This is a genomic window from Sphingomonas sp., assembly GCF_036388215.1.
In the GTDB taxonomy this organism is placed as follows: domain Bacteria; phylum Pseudomonadota; class Alphaproteobacteria; order Sphingomonadales; family Sphingomonadaceae; genus Sphingomonas.
Map to the genome: position 1 here is coordinate 1 of NZ_DASVSH010000009.1, position 20,358 is coordinate 20,358.

23 protein-coding genes are annotated in these 20,358 nt (G+C 65.0%); 13 read left to right on the forward strand and 10 right to left on the reverse strand.

All coding sequences use genetic code 11. The features are described 5' to 3' along the window. Both egtB and egtD read left to right on the forward strand, forming a co-directional pair. A partial coding sequence (gene egtB, locus VF617_RS03115) for an ergothioneine biosynthesis protein EgtB (RefSeq protein WP_331013400.1) occupies positions 1–817 on the forward strand: 817 nt, incomplete at its 5' end. A 133-nt stretch (positions 818–950) separates the two neighbouring features. Then, positions 951–1,928 (forward strand): L-histidine N(alpha)-methyltransferase, encoded by a 978-nt coding sequence (gene egtD, locus VF617_RS03120; protein WP_331013401.1) that lies wholly within the window; start codon positions 951–953, stop codon positions 1,926–1,928. A gap of 161 nt (positions 1,929–2,089) precedes the next feature. Here the strand turns inward: egtD and VF617_RS03125 are convergent, their stop codons facing one another. Further along, positions 2,090–3,082 (reverse strand): DUF1176 domain-containing protein, encoded by a 993-nt coding sequence (locus VF617_RS03125; RefSeq protein ID WP_331013402.1) that lies wholly within the window; start codon positions 3,080–3,082, stop codon positions 2,090–2,092. Positions 3,083–3,143: 61 nt separating this feature from the next. Here VF617_RS03125 and VF617_RS03130 point away from each other — a divergent pair, with 61 nt between their 5' ends. Both VF617_RS03130 and VF617_RS03135 read left to right on the forward strand, forming a co-directional pair. Then, positions 3,144–4,013, forward strand: coding sequence for a 3-hydroxyacyl-CoA dehydrogenase NAD-binding domain-containing protein (locus tag VF617_RS03130; protein WP_331013403.1), 870 nt, complete (start codon positions 3,144–3,146; stop codon positions 4,011–4,013). A gap of 124 nt (positions 4,014–4,137) precedes the next feature. Continuing rightward, the gene (locus VF617_RS03135) at positions 4,138–4,524 is read left to right on the forward strand and encodes a hypothetical protein (RefSeq protein ID WP_331013404.1); all 387 of its coding nucleotides are present in this window, start codon (positions 4,138–4,140) and stop codon (positions 4,522–4,524) included. Positions 4,525–4,535: 11 nt separating this feature from the next. On the opposite strand, the gene VF617_RS03140 is transcribed toward VF617_RS03135, so the two are convergent. Further along, positions 4,536–5,858 carry a NupC/NupG family nucleoside CNT transporter gene (locus tag VF617_RS03140; RefSeq protein WP_331013405.1) on the reverse strand — a complete coding sequence of 441 codons (1,323 nt, stop codon included), beginning with the start codon at positions 5,856–5,858 and terminating at the stop codon, positions 4,536–4,538. A gap of 95 nt (positions 5,859–5,953) precedes the next feature. Between VF617_RS03140 and VF617_RS03145 the strand changes: the two genes are divergently transcribed. The 6 genes from VF617_RS03145 (at position 5,954) to VF617_RS03170 (ending at position 10,076) form a co-directional block, all read left to right on the forward strand. Continuing rightward, positions 5,954–6,631, forward strand: coding sequence for a queuosine precursor transporter (locus tag VF617_RS03145; protein ID WP_331013406.1), 678 nt, complete (start codon positions 5,954–5,956; stop codon positions 6,629–6,631). A gap of 19 nt (positions 6,632–6,650) precedes the next feature. Continuing rightward, complete coding sequence (argB, locus tag VF617_RS03150; protein ID WP_331013407.1) at positions 6,651–7,550, forward strand: acetylglutamate kinase; 900 nt, start codon at positions 6,651–6,653, stop codon at positions 7,548–7,550. A gap of 63 nt (positions 7,551–7,613) precedes the next feature. Then, complete coding sequence (locus tag VF617_RS03155) at positions 7,614–7,925, forward strand: YggT family protein (protein ID WP_331013408.1); 312 nt, start codon at positions 7,614–7,616, stop codon at positions 7,923–7,925. 26 nt (positions 7,926–7,951) lie between these two features. Beyond that, on the forward strand, positions 7,952–8,827 hold the full coding sequence (folD, locus tag VF617_RS03160) for a bifunctional methylenetetrahydrofolate dehydrogenase/methenyltetrahydrofolate cyclohydrolase FolD (protein WP_331013409.1): 876 nt from the start codon (positions 7,952–7,954) through the stop codon (positions 8,825–8,827). Beyond that, positions 8,827–9,438, forward strand: a complete 612-nt coding sequence (locus tag VF617_RS03165; RefSeq protein WP_331013410.1) for a hypothetical protein — start codon at positions 8,827–8,829, stop codon at positions 9,436–9,438. The genes folD and VF617_RS03165 overlap by 1 nt, the downstream gene beginning before the upstream one ends. Next, entirely contained in the window at positions 9,435–10,076 is a 642-nt protein-coding gene (locus tag VF617_RS03170) for a MarC family protein (protein ID WP_331013411.1), read from the forward strand. Before VF617_RS03165 ends, VF617_RS03170 begins: the two co-directional genes overlap by 4 nt. Here the strand turns inward: VF617_RS03170 and VF617_RS03175 are convergent. After that, positions 10,033–11,805 carry an AcrB/AcrD/AcrF family protein gene (locus tag VF617_RS03175; RefSeq protein WP_331013461.1) on the reverse strand — a complete coding sequence of 591 codons (1,773 nt, stop codon included), beginning with the start codon at positions 11,803–11,805 and terminating at the stop codon, positions 10,033–10,035. The two genes, VF617_RS03170 and VF617_RS03175, sit on opposite strands and share 44 nt — an antisense overlap. Positions 11,806–11,932: 127 nt before the next feature. On the opposite strand from VF617_RS03175, the gene VF617_RS03180 reads away from it, so the two are divergent. Together VF617_RS03180 and VF617_RS03185 are read left to right on the forward strand one after the other, a co-directional pair. Beyond that, positions 11,933–12,361 carry a GtrA family protein gene (locus VF617_RS03180; protein WP_331013412.1) on the forward strand — a complete coding sequence of 143 codons (429 nt, stop codon included), beginning with the start codon at positions 11,933–11,935 and terminating at the stop codon, positions 12,359–12,361. Positions 12,362–12,374: 13 nt separating this feature from the next. Then, complete coding sequence (locus VF617_RS03185) at positions 12,375–13,106, forward strand: class I SAM-dependent methyltransferase (RefSeq protein WP_331013413.1); 732 nt, start codon at positions 12,375–12,377, stop codon at positions 13,104–13,106. Here VF617_RS03185 and VF617_RS03190 read toward each other — a convergent pair. The 6 genes from VF617_RS03190 to VF617_RS03215 form a co-directional block, all read right to left on the reverse strand. Continuing rightward, on the reverse strand, positions 13,037–14,113 hold the full coding sequence (locus VF617_RS03190; protein ID WP_331013414.1) for a glycosyltransferase family 2 protein: 1,077 nt from the start codon (positions 14,111–14,113) through the stop codon (positions 13,037–13,039). The genes VF617_RS03185 and VF617_RS03190 overlap by 70 nt on opposite strands. Positions 14,114–14,158: 45 nt before the next feature. Continuing rightward, the gene (locus VF617_RS03195) at positions 14,159–14,455 is read right to left on the reverse strand and encodes a transcriptional regulator (protein WP_331013415.1); all 297 of its coding nucleotides are present in this window, start codon (positions 14,453–14,455) and stop codon (positions 14,159–14,161) included. Continuing rightward, positions 14,452–15,000, reverse strand: a complete 549-nt coding sequence (locus VF617_RS03200) for a hypothetical protein (protein ID WP_331013416.1) — start codon at positions 14,998–15,000, stop codon at positions 14,452–14,454. Before VF617_RS03200 ends, VF617_RS03195 begins: the two co-directional genes overlap by 4 nt. After that, entirely contained in the window at positions 14,997–15,932 is a 936-nt protein-coding gene (locus VF617_RS03205) for an acyl-CoA thioester hydrolase/BAAT C-terminal domain-containing protein (protein ID WP_331013417.1), read from the reverse strand. Before VF617_RS03205 ends, VF617_RS03200 begins: the two co-directional genes overlap by 4 nt. 135 nt (positions 15,933–16,067) lie before the next feature. Continuing rightward, positions 16,068–18,155 carry a bifunctional (p)ppGpp synthetase/guanosine-3',5'-bis(diphosphate) 3'-pyrophosphohydrolase gene (locus VF617_RS03210; RefSeq protein ID WP_331013418.1) on the reverse strand — a complete coding sequence of 696 codons (2,088 nt, stop codon included), beginning with the start codon at positions 18,153–18,155 and terminating at the stop codon, positions 16,068–16,070. 49 nt (positions 18,156–18,204) lie between these two features. Continuing rightward, positions 18,205–18,519 (reverse strand): CC_3452 family protein, encoded by a 315-nt coding sequence (locus VF617_RS03215; protein WP_331013419.1) that lies wholly within the window; start codon positions 18,517–18,519, stop codon positions 18,205–18,207. Between the two features lie 148 nt (positions 18,520–18,667). On the opposite strand from VF617_RS03215, the gene VF617_RS03220 reads away from it, so the two are divergent. Then, positions 18,668–19,144 (forward strand): helix-turn-helix domain-containing protein, encoded by a 477-nt coding sequence (locus VF617_RS03220; protein ID WP_331013462.1) that lies wholly within the window; start codon positions 18,668–18,670, stop codon positions 19,142–19,144. Here the strand turns inward: VF617_RS03220 and VF617_RS03225 are convergent, their stop codons facing one another. Further along, positions 19,145–20,353, reverse strand: coding sequence for an LL-diaminopimelate aminotransferase (locus VF617_RS03225; RefSeq protein WP_331013420.1), 1,209 nt, complete (start codon positions 20,351–20,353; stop codon positions 19,145–19,147). Positions 20,354–20,358 lie beyond the last annotated feature (5 nt).

Below are 20,358 nucleotides of genomic sequence, written 5' to 3' on the forward strand. Positions count from 1 at the left end.
CACGGATATCCTCCACCATTTCTCAGTGAATCCGCTCGAGCCTGCATTGTGGGAGGGCGCGCCCAAGGTGCCCGTCGCGATGCCTGGGTCGATAGGCTGGATCGAGGGTCAGGCGGGCCTGGTCGAAATCGGCCATGCGGACGCGGCTTCGTCTTTCGCCTTCGATTGCGAAGGGCCGCGTCATCAGGCCCTTCTCGCGGCGCATGCCTTGGCGGATCGCACCGTCACCAATGGCGAATGGGCGGCCTTCACCGCCGATGGCGGCTATCGTGATTCCCGCCATTGGCTTTCCGATGGCTGGGCCTGGGTGCAGGAAAACCATATCGAAGCCCCCTTATATTGGCGGATGGAAAAGGGCGCATGGACGCGCTTCGGCTTGGACGGCCGCCGGCCCGTCGATCCCGCCGCCCCGGTCACCCATGTCAGCTTCTACGAAGCCGATGCCTATGCGAGTTGGGCCGGGGCGCGGCTGCCCACCGAATTCGAATGGGAGGCAGCGGCCGCCGCGCATGATCCCGGCGGGGGCAACCAGCTTGACCGGGCCGGCCCGGTCGAGCCGCGTCCTTCGGCTGGCGGCCCGGCCTTTTTCGGCGATGTCTGGGAATGGACCCGCAGCGCCTATCTTCCCTATCCCGGCTTCAAGGCGGCGGAGGGCGCGGTCGGCGAATATAACGGCAAGTTCATGAGCGGGCAGTCGATCCTGCGCGGCGGCAGTTGCGCCACCCCGCGCGGCCATATGCGGGCGAGCTACCGCAACTTCTTCTATCCGCATCAGCGCTGGCAATTCACCGGCGTGCGATTGGCGAGGGATTTGTGATGGTGACGAACACGCGCCCAAATATTGCCGTCACCCCCGCGAAAGCGGGGGCCCCGCTTCTTCCTTCTAGGGTTCAGAGCAGAAGAAGCGGGATCCCCGCGTTCGCGGGGACGACGAAAAAGGGGATCGCATAGTGCTGAAGCAGGAGCCCGAAGACGGCCAGGCAAGCCTCGCCGACCCCAATTTCCGCGCCGACGTGCTGGCCGGCCTGGCCGCCACTCCGCGCGCGATTCCCGCACGCTGGTTCTACGATCGGCGCGGATCGGAGCTGTTCGAAGCGATCACCGCGCTGCCCGAATATTACCCGACCCGCACCGAGGCGGCGTTGCTCGAAAGCATCGGTCCCGAGCTCGGCGCGCTGGCGGCGCGCAATGCGGCGGTGGTCGAGTTCGGCTCGGGCTCGTCGGCCAAGACGCCGATCCTCCTGCGCGCGATCCGACCCGCGGCTTATGTTCCGATCGACATCTCGGGCGATTTCCTCCGCCAATCGGCGCGGGCGCTCTCCGCGGACTTTCCGAGCCTCCCGGTCTATCCGGTCGAAGCCGATTTCCTCCGCCCATTGCCGTTGCCGGGGGAAGTGGCGAGCCTGCCCAAGCTCGGCTTCTTCCCCGGCTCCACCGTGGGCAACATGAATGCCTATCACGCAGTCGACTTGCTCCGCGCGATGCGCGAATGGCTGGGAGAGGGGGCGCGGCTGCTGATCGGCATGGACCGAGTCAAATCGCCCGACGTGCTGATTCCCGCTTATGACGACGCGCAGGGCGTCACCGCCGCATTCAACCTCAACCTGCTCGAACGGATCAACCGCGAGCTGAGCGGCACGATCCCGGTGGCGGCTTTCCGCCACCGGGCGATCTGGAACGCCGACGCAGCCCGGATCGAAATGCATCTTGAAGCGCAAGGCGATGTCGAGTTCACCGTCGACGGCCGCCCTTTCGCGATGATGGCGGCCGATACGATCCACACCGAGAACAGCCACAAATATGGTCCCAATGGCGCCCGAATGCTGCTCCGCGCCGGGGGATGGACGCCGGTTCGCGAATGGTCCGATCCCCAGGACTGGTTCGCGCTGATCCTCTGCGAAGCCAAGCCGCTGCGGCGTGCGCCATGAGTCTTGCAATGTAGGATTTCGCCTGCTTGGCTGAGCCGGTCGGCAATGTTGTCCGCTCTTTGAAATCGTCGGTCCGGAAAAGCCCATGGCCAGTGCGAACTTTGGGAACATTCGCGGCGCGCGAAGCCGTTCTTGGTCTAACCTTTAGTAACCTTTCGGGTTCAGCGCCAATCCGGCGTGGCGCGAAACACCGTCAGCCAGTTGATCGAGCCGCGGCATTCGCCGAGCACGCGCGCTTCGATCATGCGGAAGCGGCTGCCGTCCCACACCCAGCTTTGCGAGCTGCCGCAATCGCCAAGCCCCCGCCCCTTGGAAAAGCTGCCGAGCACCGCGCCGTCGCTCGTGGAGAAGGCGGCATTGGTCAGGATCGCGGGATTGTCGCTTTCGATCCAGTCCGGCGGGGTATCGAACTCGGCGGGCACGCGCTTGCCCCCGCGCAGGATGAAAGCGGCGCTGTTGAAATTATACGCGCCGGTCCCGCACGGGATCAGCACCAGTGTGGTCTTTGCGTCGAGCCGGTAGCGCTCGACCGGCAGATCGGTCGAAACCGACGTAAGATCGCATTCGCCCAGCCGCGCCAGTTCGGCCAGCACTGCGCGAGTCGGAGTTTCGGGCGCTCCGGAGGCGGGGCGCAAAGCCGCCACGCGCGGCGCGGAAGCAGCATCCGGCACTTCAGAGGCCGGCCGCGACCCGATCGCGACCAGCGCCGTCACTGTGCCCGCGCGCCCCTGCTCGGCATCCACATAGCGCAGCATCGCCGCCGAACCCGCGAGCGAGATTCTCGCGAGCACGCGGCGGCCGCTGCGCAGTTCAAGCGATTTGCCCCTCGCCATCGCGCGCGCAAGCTCTTCCGCCGCCGCGCCACCGATGCGGAAGTTCGCGCCGATCGTTCCCGTCGCCGCCCGTTCGCCATCGACGAACAAGGCCGCCGGCCCCTTGACCGGCTCGGCAGGGTCGATCGCGATGCTGAGCGCTCCGGCGGGACCCGGCTCGCGCGTCAGAAGCAATTGAGTCGGCCGGTCGCCGAATTGCTCGGGGGCCTGAAGCGCCGTCGCCTCGCAGCGACGAATATTGTCGCACGCGACTGCCCAATCGTCGAAAATCTTCTCCTGGGGAGGCACGAGCGCGGCGAGGGCGAGCAGCAATGTCAGCATCGGGCTTCCCTAGCCGAAAGCCGCGCGCGGGGGTAGTGGCGGGCGCGACAGGAGAGTCGCGATGAAGACGATAGGCGTGATCGGTGCTGGGCAGATGGGGGCGGGGATCGCGCAGGTCTCGGCGCAGGCGGGGTACCGCGTGCTGCTGTCCGATATGGACCAAGCCCGTGCCGAGGCTGGAAAGGTGGGGATCGCCAGGCAACTCGCCCGCGCGGTCGAGAAGGAAAAGATCGGCCAGGCCGATGCCGACAAGGCTCTTGGCAACATCGAATGCGTCGGCGGCACCGATGCCTTCGCCCCCTGCGACCTCGTCATCGAAGCGGCGACCGAGCGCGAGGCCGTCAAGCGCCAGATCTTCGAGACCGTCGGCAAGGTGCTGAGCGACACTGCGATCCTCGCCAGCAACACCTCCTCGATCCCGATCACGCGGCTGGCCCAGGCCGCGCCCGATCCCAGCCGCTTCATGGGCGTCCATTTCTTCAATCCGGTCCCCGTCATGGGCCTGATCGAACTGATCCGCGGGCTCGCCACGTCGGACGCCACTGTGGCCGCGGTCGAAGCGTTCGGCCAGTCGCTTAACAAGCGCATCGTCCACGCCAACGACGCGCCCGGGTTCATCGTCAATCGCGTGCTGATGCCGATGCTCAACGAAGCTTGCTTCGCCTTGGGTGAGGGCGTCGCGACCATCCCCGATATCGACGCCGCGTGCCAGCTCGGCCTAAATCACCCGATGGGCCCGTTCGCCCTCGCCGACTTTATCGGGCTCGACACCTGCCTGGAAATCACCCGAGTGCTCTTCGAAGGCACCGGTGACCCCAAATTCCGCCCCGCGCCCCTCCTCGTTAAATATGTCGAGGCTGGCTGGTATGGCCGCAAGACCAGGCGCGGCTTCTATGATTATTCGGGCGCGGAGCCGGTTCCCACTCGGTAAGCTGCGCTGCGGAAAGCCGCGATCCGGGCCGCGCCGACCCTTACCCAGATTAGTTGTGGACTGATCGTTAACCAGCGGCCGCTATGCTCTCCCGAGTGAAATTTCGCCGAGAAACATAATAGCGATGTCGCAACATCAGCCTTCGGATCACCAGCTAGAGGCCGATCGAATCCAAGCCGCGATCCGCAGCGGTCAGGCAGGGGAGCGCCGCCCGCTCTTCAAGCCCCCGCCGGCCGCGCCGCAGCGCTCACGCAACCTCCTCGATCAGCGCCTGGCCGAGGAGCTCGAGTTCGTGCGCCGCCGACTTGACGCTATCGGATCGATCGTCGCCAACGAGCCCAGCCTTCTGATGCGGCACGCCGCCTCGCTGCAGGACCTCGACCATATCGATCAGACGCTGGGACATATCGCCAAGGTGATCGACGCCGAAGACAAGCTGGCGGCCGCGGAGCGGATCAGCCTGGGCGATCTCAAATCCAGGCTGCAGCGCCGCTCGGCCTTTCCGCAGTAATCAGCAGCGCGTCAGGGAAGCAAAAGTCCCGCCAGCGCCGCCGACATCAGATTGGCCAGGCTCCCCGCTATCAGCGCACGGATGCCCAGCTTCGCGATCATCGGCCGCTGGTTGGGGGCAAGGCTGCCCGTCGCGGCCATCTGGATTGCGATCGAGCTGAAATTGGCGAAGCCGCATAGCGCAAAGGTGATGATCGCCACGGTGCGTGGGGCAAGGTCCTTCATCGTCCCCAGATCGATGAACGCCACGAACTCGTTGAGCACCAGCTTGGTGCCGAAAAGCCCGCCCGCGGAAACCGCTTCGCTCCACGAAATGCCAAGCAGGAACATCACCGGTGCGAATACGGCCCCGATGATCTTCTGGAAGCTCAGATCAGTGAGATACGTCTGGGCCCAGGCCTGGAAGCTGCTTCCGAACACAGCCGAATGCGCCACGACCCAATTGCCCAGCCCGCCCAGCAGCCCGTTGGCGAGCGCGACCAAAGCAACGAAGGCCAGCACCATCGCGCCGACCGCGACTGCGATCTTCACGCCGGTCGATGCGCCGCTGGCGGCGGCCATGATTAGATTGGCGGCGCGCTCTTCCTCGACTTCCTCCTCGACCACCCTGATCACCTGGTCCTCGGCTGGGCCGGCATCTTCCAGCGGCAGCTCGCCTTCCTTGAGAGCGATCTCGTCGGGCATCATCATTTTGGCCATCAGCAGCCCGCCGGGGGCTGCCATGAACGAGGCCGCGAGCAGATAGGGAAGCGCCTGCGGCCCGAGCAGGCTGGCATAGGCGGCGAGGATCGTCCCCGCGACGCCGGCCATGCCCACCGTCATCACGGCAAAGAGCTGCGACGGGGTCAGCCGCGCCAGATACGGGCGGATCACCAGCGGCGATTCGCTCTGCCCCACGAAGATATTGGCGGCGGAGCAAAGCGATTCGACCTTCGACACTCCCACGACCTTTTCGATCGCGCCCCCGATCCAGCGGATCAGGAACTGCATGATGCCCAGATGATAGAGGATCGAGACCAGGGCCGCGAAGAAGATGATCACCGGCAGCGCCGCGATGGCGAAGCTGTTGCCGCCCAGCTCGGGCTTGGCGAGCGGACCGAACAGGAAGGCGGTCCCGGCGCCCGCATAGCCGAGCAAGGCGGTCACGCCGTTCGACAGGCTCTGGATCGCCGCGACCCCCCAGCTGGTGCGCAGCACGATGACGGCTATGGTCGCCTGGAGCAGGAACGCCGCGCCGACCACGCGGATGCGGATCCCGCGCCGGTTGCTGGAAAGCAGGAAAGCGATGGCGAGGATCGCCATGATCCCGAAGATGCCGATCGGAAACTGATTCAACTGCCATTCCCCCGAAAGCACAAGCTAAGCCGGTGAACATACACGGCGAAATCGCGGGGACTAGCGAAAAGCCAAATTGCCGTTAGCTTGGCGCGATGGCAACAAACCCTCTCGCGCTCCAGCGCTCGCTTTTCGCCCTTTCGATCTTTTATGGCGGCATGGTCTGCATCGCCGGCGTGCTCGGCAACAAACAAGTCTCGCTCGGGCCGCTTTCCGAGATCGGGAATTGGGTGGGCACCGGCCCGCTTGCGGTGGAGGCCGGCATCTTCGCTTTCCTGCTGCTCGTCGCCGTATCCAGCGCGGTGGCCGAGCTGCATGGACCCGACACGGCCAAGAAACTGGTTTTGTGGGGGTTCGTGCCCTTGCTGACCTCGGTGGTCTTGTCCTGGCTTGTGCATTCGCTTCCGGCCGCTTCCGGGATGCAGCCCGAAGGATTGGCGGCGGTCCAATATATCCTCGGGGCGACCTGGCGCATCTGGCTGGGCGGCATCGTCGCTTATGGCATCTCGCAGATATTGAACGTCACGATCTTCAGCGCGCTGAAGCGCAGCGGCGGCGGGCTGCTGTGGCTTCGCTCGGCCATCGCCAGCGTGCTGAGCCAGATCACCGATACGCTGATCTTCGTGACCGTCGCCTTTTACGGGGTCTTCCCGATCGGCGAGCTGCTGGTCGGCCAGATGATCGCCAAAGTGGTACTGTCGATCCTCCTGGTGCCGCTGCTCATATATCTCTTCGTGGCCATCGGCCGCGCGCTCGATGGACGCCGGGCGTAAGCGGGCCTAAGGGGCCGCAATGACTGGAAACGCACCCGATCCGGCGCTGCTCGCCAAGGCCGAAACGCTGACCGAAGCGCTGCCTTATCTGCAGCGCTACGCGGGCAAGACCTTCGTGGTGAAATATGGCGGGCACGCGATGGGCGATCCGGAGCTCGCGCGGGATTTCGCGGAGGATGTCGTCCTCCTCCAGGCCGTGGGCATCAATCCGATCGTCGTCCACGGCGGCGGGCCGCAGATCGGCGCGATGCTCAAGCGGCTGGGAGTCGAATCGCAATTCGTCGGCGGGCTTCGCGTCACGGACGCGGAGACCGCGCGGATCGCCGAAATGGTGCTCGCCGGCAGCATCAACAAGGAAATCGTCGGCTGGATCGGCCAGGCCGGCGGACGCGCCGTGGGCATCTCCGGCAAGGATGCCGGGCTGGTGACGGCGCGCAAGGTAGAGCGCGGTGAGGCCGATCCCCTCCAGGGCATCGAGCGCCATGTCGATCTGGGCTTCGTCGGCGAGCCGGTTGCAGTCGATCCCTCGATCCTCGCCAGCCTGGCGCGGGAAAAGGTGATCCCGGTGATCGCCCCGATCGCGCTGGGCGCGGACGGGCATACGTATAACATCAATGCGGACACGATGGCGGGGGCAATCGCGGGCGCATGCGGCGCGGCGCGCTTCTTCCTGCTTACCGATGTGGCGGGCGTGCTCGATAAATCGGGCGCATTGCTCACCGATCTCGATCCCGCGGGGATCGCCGGGCTCAAGGCCGACGGCACGATTTCGGGGGGCATGATTCCCAAGGTCGAGACCTGCGTCGCCGCGGTCGAGGCAGGAGTGGACGCCGCGGTCATCCTGGACGGGCGCATCCCCCATGCGATGCTGCTCGAAATCTTCACGCGCCAGGGTTCGGGCACGCTGGTCCACGCCTGAGCTTGTTAGCCTGGCGGTCTTTCCTGTATCCAGGCCCAAACCGGCTTTCCAGAGAGTGAACCCATGGCCTTCCTGATCATGCTCCTGCAAATCCTGCAGCTGCTGCTGACCGTCATTTCCTGGATCATCATCGCGCACGCGATCATGTCTTGGCTGATCGGATTCAACGTTATCAACACGTATAATGAGTTCGTGCGGACGATCTGGAACGCGCTCGAGCGGATCACCCGGCCGATCTACAATCCGGTGCGGCGGATCATGCCCGATTTCGGAGCTCTCGATCTCTCGCCGATCGTCGTGCTGCTGATCCTTTATATCCTCAACAATTATGTACTCAACACGCTGATCGCCCAGCTTGCCAGCTCAGGCTATTGAAGCGCCGCGGCGAAGGTGCGAGCACCATGACGGCTGAGATCATCGACGGGAAAGCATTCGCCGCCGATTTGCGCAGGCGCGTGGCAAAGCGTGTGGCGGCGTTTACTCCGCAGGCGGGCCGGGCGCCGGGGCTGGCGGTGGTACTGGTGGGAGAAGACCCGGCCTCCGCAGTCTATGTCCGCTCGAAGGGCAAGGCGACGCGGGAGGCTGGAATGCAAAGCTTCGAGAATCGCCTGCCGGCCGACACCAGCCAGGACGATCTCATCGCTCTGATCGATGCGCTCAACGCCGACCCGGCAGTGGACGGTATCCTGGTCCAGCTACCATTACCGAAGCACATAAACGAACAGGTCGTGCTCACTCGGATCAGCCCCGACAAGGATGTCGATGGCTTCCACCCGGTCAATGCCGGCCGGCTCGCCACCGGGCTGCATGGCTTTGTCCCCTGCACGCCGCTGGGCTGCCTGATGCTGCTTCAGGATCGGCTGGGCGACTTGTCGGGCCTCGAAGCCGTCGTGATCGGACGTTCGAACATCGTCGGCAAGCCTATGGCCGCGCTTCTGACCAAGGCGAACTGCACTGTGACGGTGGCGCATTCGCGCACCCGCGATCTCCCGCGCCATTTGCGCCACGCCGATATCGTCGTCGCCGCCGTGGGCATCCCGCATTTCGTAAAAGGCGAGTGGCTGAAGCCCGGCGTCGTGGTGATCGATGTCGGGATAAATCGCATCGATGGTCGGCTTGTCGGCGATGTGGATTTCGAAGGCGCGATGACGGTCGCCGGCGCGGTCACGCCGGTTCCCGGAGGTGTCGGGCCGATGACCATCGCGGTGCTTCTTCGTAACACGCTGGTAGCGGCGCACCGCAATGCCCGGGTGCCGCTTGAGAAGGGAGCGATCTGATGCCGATGTTCCTGCTGCTGCTTACGGCCGACCCTGACACCGGTCCGATCGAGGCCGAACGCGCCTTCGCCCGTGCGGCGCAGGCCAGGGGGCAATGGACGGCCTTTCGCGAATTCATGACCGATGACGCGATCATGTTCTTTCCCGAGCCGACAAAGGCGAAAACCTCGCTGCCCGAGAAGAACCCGCCGATCGCGGTGCAATGGTGGCCGGCGGCTAGCTATGTGGCATGCGACGGGACCGCCGCGGTCAATACCGGTCCCTGGGTTCGGCCCAAGGCAAGCGGCTATTTCACTACTATATGGCTCAAGCAGGCCGATGGCGGATGGAAATGGAGCCTCGATCATGGCGACGGGCTGGAAAAGCCGCGCCCGCTGCCCGAACGGCCCAAAATCCGCCAGGCGTCGTGCCGCTTCCAGCGCAGCGCAAATCCCCATTTCGCCACGATGACCGACTGGGCGGGGCCGACCAAGGGCAAGTCCAGCGATGGAACCTTGCTGTGGGAATGGACGGTTGGGAAAGATGGTGCACGCACGTTTGATGCATGGTTGTGGAACGGTCGAAGCCTCGATCGCGTCATCCACGACGAAGTAGCTGCGCCGGCTAAATGATCGAGCTCTTCGTCTCCAGCTTCATCACGTTTTTTGTAGTGATCGATCCGCCCGGTTGCGCGCCGATCTTTGCAGGGCTGACCGCGGGCACCACCCCCATGCACCGCCGCGTGATGGCGGTGCGCGCGGTGCTCGTAGCGGGCTTGATCCTGATCGGCTTCGCCCTTTTCGGCGAAGCCCTGCTCCGCGCGCTCGGCATCAGCCTCAACGCCTTTAAGATCGCGGGCGGAATCATGCTGTTCCTGATCGCGCTGGAGATGGTGTTCGAGAAGCGCACCGAGCGGCGCGAGGATCGGGCTGAGAAGGTAAAGGCAAGCGAAGCGCCAGACATCTCGATCTTCCCCATGGCGATGCCGATGATCGCCGGCCCGGGCTCGATCGCATCGGTGATGCTGCTGATGTCGCAGAATGACGGTATCGAGCGCTCGGGGGCGGTGCTCGCCGCCATGGCCGCGATCCTCGCGCTGACCTTGCTGGCGTTGCTCACCGCGGGACCGCTGATGCGGCTGGTCGGCGCCAAGATCGAAGCCGTGATCTCGCGATTGCTCGGCGTGCTGCTGGGTGCGCTCGCGACTCAATTCGTGATCGATGGGATCAGGGCGTCTCTGGTCGCGGGGGCTGCGGCGTCGGGGCACTGATCCCGTAATCGATCTTCCAGAGCTTGAAGGGCGAATTGGGGGCGAGCGCCACCGGGGTCAGCCAGTTCGGCACCTGCGCTTTGACGAGCTGCGCATAGAAACCGCTCGGCGCGCGCGCGCGATACAGCGTCGTTTCGGACATGTCCGGACAGACCAATAGATATTGCGCGCCATGCGCCGCTGCGATCGCACGGAAGGCTTCGGGCTTGCCCGTGAAGGCCTTGTGCACATCCAGGATAGCGCGGCCGTTGCGGTGATAGGGGCCGGCTACGCCATTGTGATGGGTGATGGTGATCAGGCGCGGCCCCATGTCGACATGGCTGAACATCGTCGCGCGCGGGATCGAATCGAGCGGGCGCAGCGTGGAGAAGCGCGCGCAGGCGGCATTGGCCTGACCGACCTTGTCGGGCGCTCCCGGCTTCGATCCGCTCGGCAGCCACGGAAGGATGAAGCCCGCGAAGAGTCCCGACACGATGAGGAAGGCAGTCACTGATCCGAGCACGCGCACCAGCATCGAGCTGCGGCCCAGGAACCAGGGCACCACGATCCAGGCGAGCGCGCACGCGCCCGGCACGCTCAGCATTTGCGCCGCTGGACCCGCGCGGACCTGCCAGAGCAGCATCGCCCCGGCAAACGCCGTGAACAATGCGATCGCCGCCCAGCCGACCACCGCCTCCGTGCCGCGCGCGCGCCAGGTGGCGACCGCTGCGCCGATGATCCCGATGATCGGCAGCGTGGCGAGCGGGAAAGCGGTCTTGAGCGAGTGCTTGTAGATCGGCCGCGCCTCGCGGACATTGTTGAGCCAGGTATTGGCCAGCTCGTCGGACACCTGCTCGGGGCGGCCCAGGCATTGCGGGAAGAAATAGACGAACCCGGCGACGATCGCGGCCCCCGCCGCCGCGCCCAGTACGAAGCGGATCAGGCGACTGGACGGATTCAGCCGGCCGATCAGGAACAGCAGCGCCCCCGCCGCGACCATCACCGAAAGCCACACCGGGGTCAGCGCATCGCAGCGCATCGCCTGGTTCGCATTCGAGGCGAACAGCGCGAAGCCCAGCCCCGATCCGCCGGCGAGCGTCAGCCCATAGACCATCATCCGCCGCGCCTCCGCAGCTTCCCAGATCCAGCGCAGCGCGACGATCGCGCCGGCCATAGCGCAATAAGGCAGCATCTCGAGCCCGATGGTGAGCGAGATGGCGCTCGAGATGCCGACGGTCGCGCCTCCGCGCGCCCGGCGTGGATCGGCGAGGCCCGCCACCGTCATCGCCAGCGCGGCAAGCTGCCAGCCATGATGATCGATCCGCATCGGCGCATACATCGTCATCGTCGATGTGCAGCCCAGCAGGATTACCAGCGCGAGCGGCCAGGCATAGGGCGCGATCAGCCTGCGCACAGTGAGCGCGAGGCCCGCCATCGTTATCGCCAGCGGCAGCAATGGTGCGATTCCGCACGCCCAGCGCTCGGCCTGTGCCACCCCGAGGAACGGCTTGAGCGCCAGGATCAGCGCCGCGATCGGCAGATCGGGCAGCCGCGACCAATGGATGTCGAACCCGCCCATCACCGGATCGAGCCGGTATTGCCGCAGATCGTACCAGCCTTGCCCGGCCAGCAGCCCGCGCACTTGCATCAGCCGCATATTGTCGTCGGTGTCGCCCAGCGCGAGCCAATGGATGTTGCCCTGGCGCTGGACGAGGAACCACGCCGCGACACAGGCCCAGAAGACCAGCATCCAGCGCCACCAGTTACGGCTGAGTTCTTCGTCGAGGCGGAAACCGCCGATAAGTCCGGACTTCAAAATAGCTTCCCTCGCCTCTCTCCCCGCATTAGGGCGAGCCCCGGTTCTGGGGCAAGCGATTGTGACTGCGTTACTTGAACGGCTGGAAGCGAAATGGGGGCCGGGCGTGCTCGGCCAGCTCGTGCGCTTCGGCATCAGCGGCGGCATCGCCACGGGCATATATGCGGCCGTTTATTCTCCGCTCGCCAAATACGAAGTCACCACGCCATTCGTCGCCAATCTCGCGGGCTATCTGGTCGCGATGCTGTCGGGCTATGTGATGCACAGCCGCTGGAGCTTTCGGGGGCATGGCGAGCGCGGCAACCTTGCCAAGACCGGCAGCCGCTTCTTCGCGGTCAGTCTGGTCAGCCTGGGGCTCAACAGCCTGTTCGTCTGGGTGCTGACCGAGGATTCGATGCTCGACGGCGACTGGTGGTGGCCGCTGATCCCGATCGTGTTCGTCACGCCGCTCGTCACCTTCGCGCTCAACCGCCTCTGGGTTTTCAAGTAATGGCGAATAGCTGATGGACCGCGTCGTCTACGATCGCATGGCCGCGCACGACACTACGCATTGGTGGTATCGCGCACGCCGCGAGATCCTATCGGACTTCCTCAAGCGCTGGGGCGGACTGCCGACAGGCGCGCGCATTCTCGAGATCGGCTGCGGCACCGGGCACAACCTGCCGATGCTTGGCCGTTTCGGAGAGATCGACGCGATCGAGATCGACGAGACCGCCGCCGCCAAGGCCAGCGAACGCCTCGGCAAGAAAGTCGGCTCATCGCCGCTTCCCGAGCTCGATGGCGTCGAGCCCGGCAGCTACGATCTGGTCGCGGTGCTCGACGTGATCGAGCATGTCGAGGGCGATGTGGCCGCGCTCAAGGCGATCGCCACGGCTCTCAAGCCCGGCGGGCAGATCCTGATTACCGTGCCCGCGCACCAATGGATGTGGAGCGCGCACGATGTCGTGAACCACCACAAGCGGCGCTATTCGAAAAAGACGCTGGCTGCCGCGCTCGATGCGGCGGGCCTCGCGCATCGCAAGATGGGCTGGTTCAATTCGCTGCTCTTCCCGGTCGCGGTCGCGGCGCGCTTCGCGGGCAAATTGATGGGCAAGGATGACAGCGACGATTCGCCGCCGCCCAAGCTGCTAAACAGCGTTTTCGAGAAGATCTTCGCGCTGGAGCGTCACTTGGTCGGGCGCGTGCCCTTGCCCCCCGGGTTGTCGCTGATCGTGCTCGCCTCACCCAAATCCTGACGCGGCGTGACCGGGGAAACGCTGACTTCGCCCGAATCCTCGAACCGATAGCCGAGCGAGGCATGGCCCAGCACGGGGCCGGTAACGTCGGCGACCAGATAGAGCGGCCGGCGCTTCGATTCGATATACAGCCGGCCCAGATATTCGCCGATCATTCCGAGCACGAACATCTGCACCGCGCCCAGCACCACGACCACCAGCATCAGCGAAGTCCAGCCGGCAATGGCGTGGCCGAACATCCAGCCGGTCAGGATATACAGCACCAGCAGCACCGAAGCGCCGGTGAGCACCAGGCCGGCATGGCTGGCGAAGCGCAGGGGCGCGGTGGAAAAGCCCGTGACCGCGTCGAAGGCGAGCCGCATCATTTTCGACAGCGGATATTTAGTGTCGCCGGCATGACGCTCCTGCCGATCATAGGGAAAGGGCACTTGGCGGAATCCGACCCAGGCGACCATCCCGCGAATGAAGCGCGCCTGCTCGGGCAGCGAGAGGAACGCATCGAGCGCGCGTCGGCTCATCAGCCGGAAATCGCCGGTGTCGAGCGGTATCGGCGTGTCGGTGATCCGATCGAGCATCCGATAGAAGATGGCCGCGGTCGCCTTTTTGAAGATGCCCTCGCCGTCGCGCTTGCGGCGCACCGCATAGACGACGTCCGCGCCCTGCGATTTCATCGCGGCGCGCATGTCGGTGAGCAGTTCGGGCGGGTCCTGCAGATCGGCGTCGATCACCAGGATCTGGTCGCCCGCGCACAGATCGAGCCCCGCGGTGAGCGCGAGCTGGTGCCCGTGATTGCGCGACAGATTGATCGCGACGAGGCGCGGATCGGTGAGCGACAGGCGCTGCATCACTTGCCAGCTCGCGTCGCGCGAACCATCGTTGATCAGCACGATCTCGTAATCCTTGCCCACCGCGGCTTCCGCGGCGGCCGAGACGCGCGCGTGCAGCATCTCGAGGCAGGCCTCTTCATTGTAGCAGGGGATGACGACGGAAAGCTTGGGCCTTTGCATGGGCGCGCGTCTTAGCGATGTTGCCGCCATGCGTCGAGGCGCGGCTCAGCGCCCTCCCACGATCGCCTTTAGGAAGGCCAGGTGCGCGAGGAATGCCGCGCGACCCGCATCGGTGATCGTAACCAGCGTGCGGAATCGCTTGCCCACCGCCTCCTTCTCGACAGCGACATATCCCGCTTTTTCCAACGTCGCGAGATGCGCGCCGAGATTGCCGTCGGTCGCCTCGGTAACGCCCTTTAGGCGCGCGAAATCGAGCGGCTTGTCGTCCGGCTCCGCATCGAGCGCGGCGAGGATGCGCAGTCGTGTCGTCTGGTGGACGACTTCGTCGGGACCTTCGCTCATGCCCGCCGCAACCATATCCCGCTGGTGATGAGCGCGCCGCCGCCGGCGAGGCCCATCCACAGATAGAAATTGCCGCGATCGAAGAACCAGGCAAGCGTGACGACCAATGCAATCACCAGGCCCGCCCAAGTGAAGCGCAGGCCGGTCCAGATGCCCATCGCCGCATAATTGGCCGCGATGAACAGCGAGATCAGCGCGTTGGTCTGGCGCGGGTCGTCGAGCCCCGCGATCAGCGCGAGCAGCACCATGAAGACGAAGCCGGTCGCCACCGTCGCGGTCACGCGCCAGCCGAGCCGCGGCCCTTTGCCGCGGTGGGAACTGCCATGGAGAATGCTGTAGAGCGTCGCGGCGGCGATTCCGACCGCCCAGCTGTTCGCTCCGCCCCGTGGCACGAAATGCACCGCCAGATTGCAGATCAGCCAGACCAGACCCCATGCGAGCACGATATTGCCGGCATGCGCATAGCCGCTGAGTTCGATAGAGCGCCGCCGCGTGCGAGCCACTGCGGCAAGCGCATCGGCCGCATCCCGCTGTTCGACCGTCATCGCGCGGGACCTCCCAGCGCCTTGTCGAAGAAAGCCAGGGTCTCGCTCCAGGCATCGGCCTGCGCGGCGGCGTTGCCCGCCTCGGTGCCGCCCATGCTGTCCATGCTCGAATTGCGGTTCCACACGCTGGCGGGGAGCATCGCGCCATGCCCCGCGTCGGGATAGGCGATGTGACGGTGCGGATGACGGAAATGATTGGCTTCGAGCCGCTGCATCACTCGGGCAGACATCTGCGTCGACGGCCATAGCGAATCTCCGGCGGCGGAGAGGAGCAGCACCGCGCCGGCAATGCGCTCGACCGGGATCGCGGCCTCGGGATAGCGCTCGGCGAGTTTGAGGCTGCGCTGATACAGGTCGAGCACGCCGGTAAAGGCCGCGCTGGTGTCGTAGGGCACGTACGCCATCGGCTTTCCCGCAAGGCTGAAGCTCGATTTCACTTCGCTGTAATTGGTGAAATTGATCCCCTGCCATACCACCGAACTGGGCACCGCCGCGACCACCGCCTTGATTTCGCTTCGATGCGAGGCGAGCAGCAGCGCGGCCTCGCCTCCTTTAGAAATGCCGTGGAGCCCGATCCTGGCCGCGTCGGCGAGGGGCTGCGCCTTCAGCCAATCGATTGCCTTGCCGAAATATTCGAGCGGGATCTCCTGGAGCTGCGGCGGGAGCCCCTCGGCGCGGAAATAAGCGAGCGCGAGGACACCATAGCCGTGGCCCGCCAGCGCCGCGCCAAGCCGCTGGCTGCCCTCTTCGCCCCCTTCGGAGCCGCCGAGCACGAGGATCACCGGTCCGCGCCTGCCGCTCGCGGGCGGATACCAAGTAGCGACGAGACCGTTGTCGCGCACCGCGATGCCCGCGGGAGCCGGTGCGGTCTGGGCGATAAGCGCCGTGGGTGCCGCCGCGATCGGGGCGCCCAGCGCCAGTGCTATCGTCATCAACCTTTTCATGCTCGCCGTCCTTCGGTACTCTGAATGGCAGAGTTACTTACTCTGCATTACAGAGTAGTCAAGCGATAAAGCGACTTCGCCCATGCACCCCCGCATGCGTGCCTCCTCCCGCGCTGAGAAAGTTCAGGCCCGCTCCGCCGAGCTCACCACGTCAGCCGCGCGCAGTGCCGCGAGCAGCCGCATCAAATGCGCCGCGTTGCGTACCTCGAGCTCGATCGCGTTGGTGTGGAAGGTCGTGTCGCGATTATCCATGCGGATGCCCAGGATATTGGCCTTGTGCTGGCCGATCAGCGTCGCGATCGCCCCGAGCGCGCCGGGCTCGTTCTTGAGCGTTACGGCGATCCGGGCGACTCCGCCCTCCGCCTTGTCGCCCCAGGTCAGATCGATCCAATCCTCCTCGTCGCTATCGGCCAGATGCGCGCATTCGATCGCATGGACTTCGATCGGCTGGCCGGCGCGCCGCAAGCCGACGATGCGGTCGCCCGGGATGGGCCGGCAATCCTCGGCAAAGTTGAAGGCGACTCCCGGGGTGAGCCCCTTGATCTCGATCGCATGCTGCTGGGGGGGATGCTCCTGCTCGTCGCCGGTGGCCGATCCCGGCATCACCGCTTCCATCACCTGCGCGTCGGTCAGCTTGCGCCGGGCGATCGCTTCCATCAGCGCCCCCTGATCGGGCAGCTTGAGCCGCTTGAGCGCATCCTTGAGCGCGCTCTCGCCAACGGGAGTCGGCAGCCGGGAGACGATCTCGTCATAGAGCTTGCGCCCCAGCCGCACGGTCTCGTCGCGCTCCTTGTGGCGGATGTGGCGGCGGATCGCGGCCCGCGCCTTGCCGGTGATCGCGAAGTTGAGCCAGTTCGCCTGGGGCTCCTGCGCCTTGGAGCGGAGGATCTGCACCTGATCGCCCTGCTGGATCGCAGTGCGCAGCGGCACGACCTGGCCGTTTACCTTCGCGCCCACCGCCTGGTCGCCGATGTTCGAATGGACCGCATAGGCGAAATCGATCGGCGTCGATCCCTTGGGCAGCTGGATCAGCTCGCCCGCCGGTGAGAAGGCGAAGATGCGATCCTGATACATCGCCATCCGGGTATGTTCGAGCAGTTCCTCGGGACTGTCGGCATGCTCCAGGATTTCGATCAGGTCGCGAATCCAGCTGACCTGGGTATCCGGCCGGACGGCGTCCTGCTTGTAGGCCCAATGCGCCGCGAGGCCATATTCGGCCTGGGCGTGCATGTCCCCGGTGCGAATCTGGATTTCCACGCGCATGTTTTCGGCATGGATCACGCTGGTGTGCAGCGAGCGATAGCCATTGCGCTTTGGAGTCGAGATGTAATCCTTGAACCGCCCCGGCACCATCGGCCAGCGCCGGTGGATCACGCCCAGCGCGCGGTAGCATTCCTCTTCGTTCGCCACCGTCGCGCGGAATGCCATGATGTCGGAAAGCTGCTCGAGGCTCACGTGCCGCTCGGACATCTTTTTCCAGATCGAAAAGGGATGCTTCTCGCGCCCCGTCACTTCGGCCTCGATCCCGTTGCGGCCCAGCAGCAATTTCAGGCCCGAGGCGATCTTGACGATGCGGTCCTCGCCCTCGGTCTTGAGCGATTCCAGCCGCTTGGTGATCGATTCATATGCCTCGGGCTCGAGCTCCCTGAAGGCGAGGCTCTGCATCTCCTTCATGAACTCGTACATGCCGATCCGCTCGGCGAGCGGGGCATAGATGTCCATGGTCTCACGCGCGATCCGCTTGCGCTTTTCCGCCGATTTGATGTGGTGGAGCGTGCGCATGTTGTGCAGCCGGTCGGCCAGCTTGACAAGCAGCACACGGATATCGTCCGACATCGCCAGCAGGAACTTGCGCAAATTCTCGGCCGCGCGTTCGGTGTCGGTCTGCGCCTCGATCTTGGAAAGCTTGGTGACGCCATCCACCATGCGGGCGATGTTCTCGCCGAACAGCCGCTGGATTTCCTCCGGCGTGGCAACGGTATCCTCGATCGTGTCGTGGAGGATCGCCGTGGCGATCGTCTCGTCGTCGAGGTGCAGCTCGGTCAGGATGCCGGCGACTTCGATCGGATGGCTGAAATAGGGGTCGCCCGATGCGCGCTTCTGGCTGCCATGCGCATTGACCGAAAACACATAGGCGCGGTTGAGCAGCGCCTCGTCGGCATCCGGATCGTAGGAAAGAACCCGATCAACCAGTTCATATTGCCGCAGCACAGGACCTAATTGGGGTCCTGTGCTGTTGCAATGCAATGCTTTTTGACGATCAGCGCGCCTTGGTGTTGCACTTTGCGAGCGCGTCGGCGTCGAACTGGGCGCCGTTGGCGCGGAAAGCAGTCAGCGTGCCGACTTCACGCACGACCAGCTCACAGATAATGTTGTCGCGTGCTGTGGCCTTGCCGGCGACGCAGACACCGTCGCCGCATTTCCATACGGTCGAACGAGTCACGATATTCCCCTTGGAGGGCGCGGCGGTGGGAGTGGCGGCGTAATAGCCGCGGCCCGTGTTCTGGGCGCCGGCCGCGGGGGTGAGCGCCAGCGTAGCCGCGGCTGCTGCCGCGACGGCATAAAAACGGTTCATGATCAGGTCCTCCTGGGGATGTCCGGTTGCAACTAGGTTGCGAATCACTACCTAGTTGACAGCCAGATAAGTTGCAAGCAGAAACTGTTGCTGCGGTGCAAGATGTTATCCCGTTCCGAAACCACGGGATTTGGAGTATGTGACGCTCATGGGTGCGAATAAATTGCGAGAAGACCTCTCGGCGCTATGCAGCCTGCCTGCCGCGCTGGAGGCGATGGGGGAGCGCTGGTCGTTCCTCATCCTGCGCGGCTCGTTCAACGGGCTGCATCATTTCGAGGAATTCCAGTCCGAGCTGGGCATCGCGCGCAACATCCTCGCGAACCGGCTTGGGCGCCTGGTCGGCCACGGCATTCTGGAGCGCGCCCCTTGTGCCGACGACCGCCGCAAGGTGATCTACCACCTGACCGACAAGGGCTTCGCGCTGATGCCTACGATGATCGCGCTGCGGCAATGGGGCGAGCGCTGGGAGACCGGCGTCCCCGCCTCGCCGATCCTCGTCGATGCGCGCGACGGGCAGCCGATCCGGCAGATCGAAGTACTCAGCCATGACGGCCGCGTGCTGCACAAGCACGATTTGCACTGGGCGCTGCCCGAAGACGTCCAGGCGGCGCAGGCCGCGGAGTAGCTAGCCCGCCTTCGCGCCGCCGGTGTTGACCCCCATCGACTGGAGATATTTCTTCACGTTGCGCGCCGCCTGACGCAGGCGCTGCTCATTCTCGACCATGGCGATGCGGACGAACCCTTCGCCGTTCTCGCCATAGCCGACGCCGGGCGCGACCGCGACCCTGGCATGGCCGAGCAATTGCTTGGAGAATTCGAGACTGCCGAGATGGGCAAGCGCGGGCGGGAGCGGCGCCCAGGCGAACATGCTGGCGGCGGGGCTCGGAATATCCCATCCCGCGCGGCCGAAGCTCTCGACCAGCACGTCTCGACGCTTGTGATACAGTTCGCGGTTGCGCTCGACGATATCCTGCGGGCCATTGAGCGCGGCGCAGGCGGCGGCCTGGATCGGCGTGAATGCGCCGTAATCGAGATATGATTTCACGCGCGCCATCGCGGCGATCAGCTTCTTGTTGCCCACTGCGAAGCCCATCCGCCAGCCCGCCATCGAATAGGTCTTGCTGAGCGACGTGAATTCGATCGCGACGTCCTTGGCGCCCTTCACCTGGAGGATCGAGACCGTCGGCTTGCCGTCGAAATAGAGCTCCGAATAAGCCAGGTCGGAGATGATCCAGACCTGGTTGTCGCGCGCCCAACCCACCAGGCGCTCATAGAAAGCTAGGTTCACGGTCTCCGCAGTCGGGTTCGATGGATAATTTACCACCAGGATCGAAGGCCGCGGCACCGTGAAGGCGATGGCGCGCTCGAGGCTTTCGAAATAGGCTTCGTTCGGTGTGGTCGGCACTGCGCGGATCGTCGCGCCCGCCAGGATGAAGCCGAAAGTGTGGATGGGATAGCTGGGGTTCGGCGCCAGCACCACGTCGCCCGGCGCCGTGATCGCAGTGGCGAGGCTGGCCAGGCCCTCCTTCGATCCCATCGTCACCACTACTTCGGTCTCGGGATCGATCTCCACCCCGAAGCGGCGGCCATAATAATTCGCCTGCGCCTTGCGCAGCCCGGGAATGCCCCTCGACTGCGAATAGCCGTGCGCATCGGGCTTACGCGCCACTTCGCAGAGCTTTTCGATCACATGCGGGGGTGGCGGCAGATCCGGATTGCCCATGCCGAGATCGATGATGTCCTCGCCCCCCGCACGCGCCGCCGCCCGCATCGCATTCACTTCGGCGATGACATAAGGGGGCAGGCGCTTGATGCGGTAGAAGTCTTCGGACATCGATG

Excerpts from the sequence above, each read along its gene's own strand:
- VF617_RS03200 (WP_331013416.1), bottom strand. The coding sequence starts at position 15,000 with ATGACGGTCGAACAGCGGGATGCGGCCGATGCGCTTGCCGCAGTGGCT.
- VF617_RS03220 (WP_331013462.1), top strand. The coding sequence starts at position 18,668 with ATGGGTGCGAATAAATTGCGAGAAGACCTCTCGGCGCTATGCAGCCTG.
- VF617_RS03165 (WP_331013410.1), top strand. The coding sequence starts at position 8,827 with ATGCCGATGTTCCTGCTGCTGCTTACGGCCGACCCTGACACCGGTCCG.
- VF617_RS03190 (WP_331013414.1), bottom strand. The coding sequence starts at position 14,113 with ATGCAAAGGCCCAAGCTTTCCGTCGTCATCCCCTGCTACAATGAAGAG.
- VF617_RS03215 (WP_331013419.1), bottom strand. The coding sequence starts at position 18,519 with ATGAACCGTTTTTATGCCGTCGCGGCAGCAGCCGCGGCTACGCTGGCG.
- VF617_RS03145 (WP_331013406.1), top strand. The coding sequence starts at position 5,954 with ATGGCAACAAACCCTCTCGCGCTCCAGCGCTCGCTTTTCGCCCTTTCG.
- folD (WP_331013409.1), top strand. The coding sequence starts at position 7,952 with ATGACGGCTGAGATCATCGACGGGAAAGCATTCGCCGCCGATTTGCGC.
- VF617_RS03225 (WP_331013420.1), bottom strand. The coding sequence starts at position 20,353 with ATGTCCGAAGACTTCTACCGCATCAAGCGCCTGCCCCCTTATGTCATC.
- VF617_RS03175 (WP_331013461.1), bottom strand. The coding sequence starts at position 11,805 with ATGCTGGTCTTCTGGGCCTGTGTCGCGGCGTGGTTCCTCGTCCAGCGC.
- VF617_RS03195 (WP_331013415.1), bottom strand. The coding sequence starts at position 14,455 with ATGAGCGAAGGTCCCGACGAAGTCGTCCACCAGACGACACGACTGCGC.
- VF617_RS03125 (WP_331013402.1), bottom strand. The coding sequence starts at position 3,082 with ATGCTGACATTGCTGCTCGCCCTCGCCGCGCTCGTGCCTCCCCAGGAG.
- argB (WP_331013407.1), top strand. The coding sequence starts at position 6,651 with ATGACTGGAAACGCACCCGATCCGGCGCTGCTCGCCAAGGCCGAAACG.
- VF617_RS03185 (WP_331013413.1), top strand. The coding sequence starts at position 12,375 with ATGGACCGCGTCGTCTACGATCGCATGGCCGCGCACGACACTACGCAT.
- VF617_RS03205 (WP_331013417.1), bottom strand. The coding sequence starts at position 15,932 with ATGACGATAGCACTGGCGCTGGGCGCCCCGATCGCGGCGGCACCCACG.
- VF617_RS03170 (WP_331013411.1), top strand. The coding sequence starts at position 9,435 with ATGATCGAGCTCTTCGTCTCCAGCTTCATCACGTTTTTTGTAGTGATC.
- VF617_RS03130 (WP_331013403.1), top strand. The coding sequence starts at position 3,144 with ATGAAGACGATAGGCGTGATCGGTGCTGGGCAGATGGGGGCGGGGATC.
- VF617_RS03155 (WP_331013408.1), top strand. The coding sequence starts at position 7,614 with ATGGCCTTCCTGATCATGCTCCTGCAAATCCTGCAGCTGCTGCTGACC.
- VF617_RS03135 (WP_331013404.1), top strand. The coding sequence starts at position 4,138 with ATGTCGCAACATCAGCCTTCGGATCACCAGCTAGAGGCCGATCGAATC.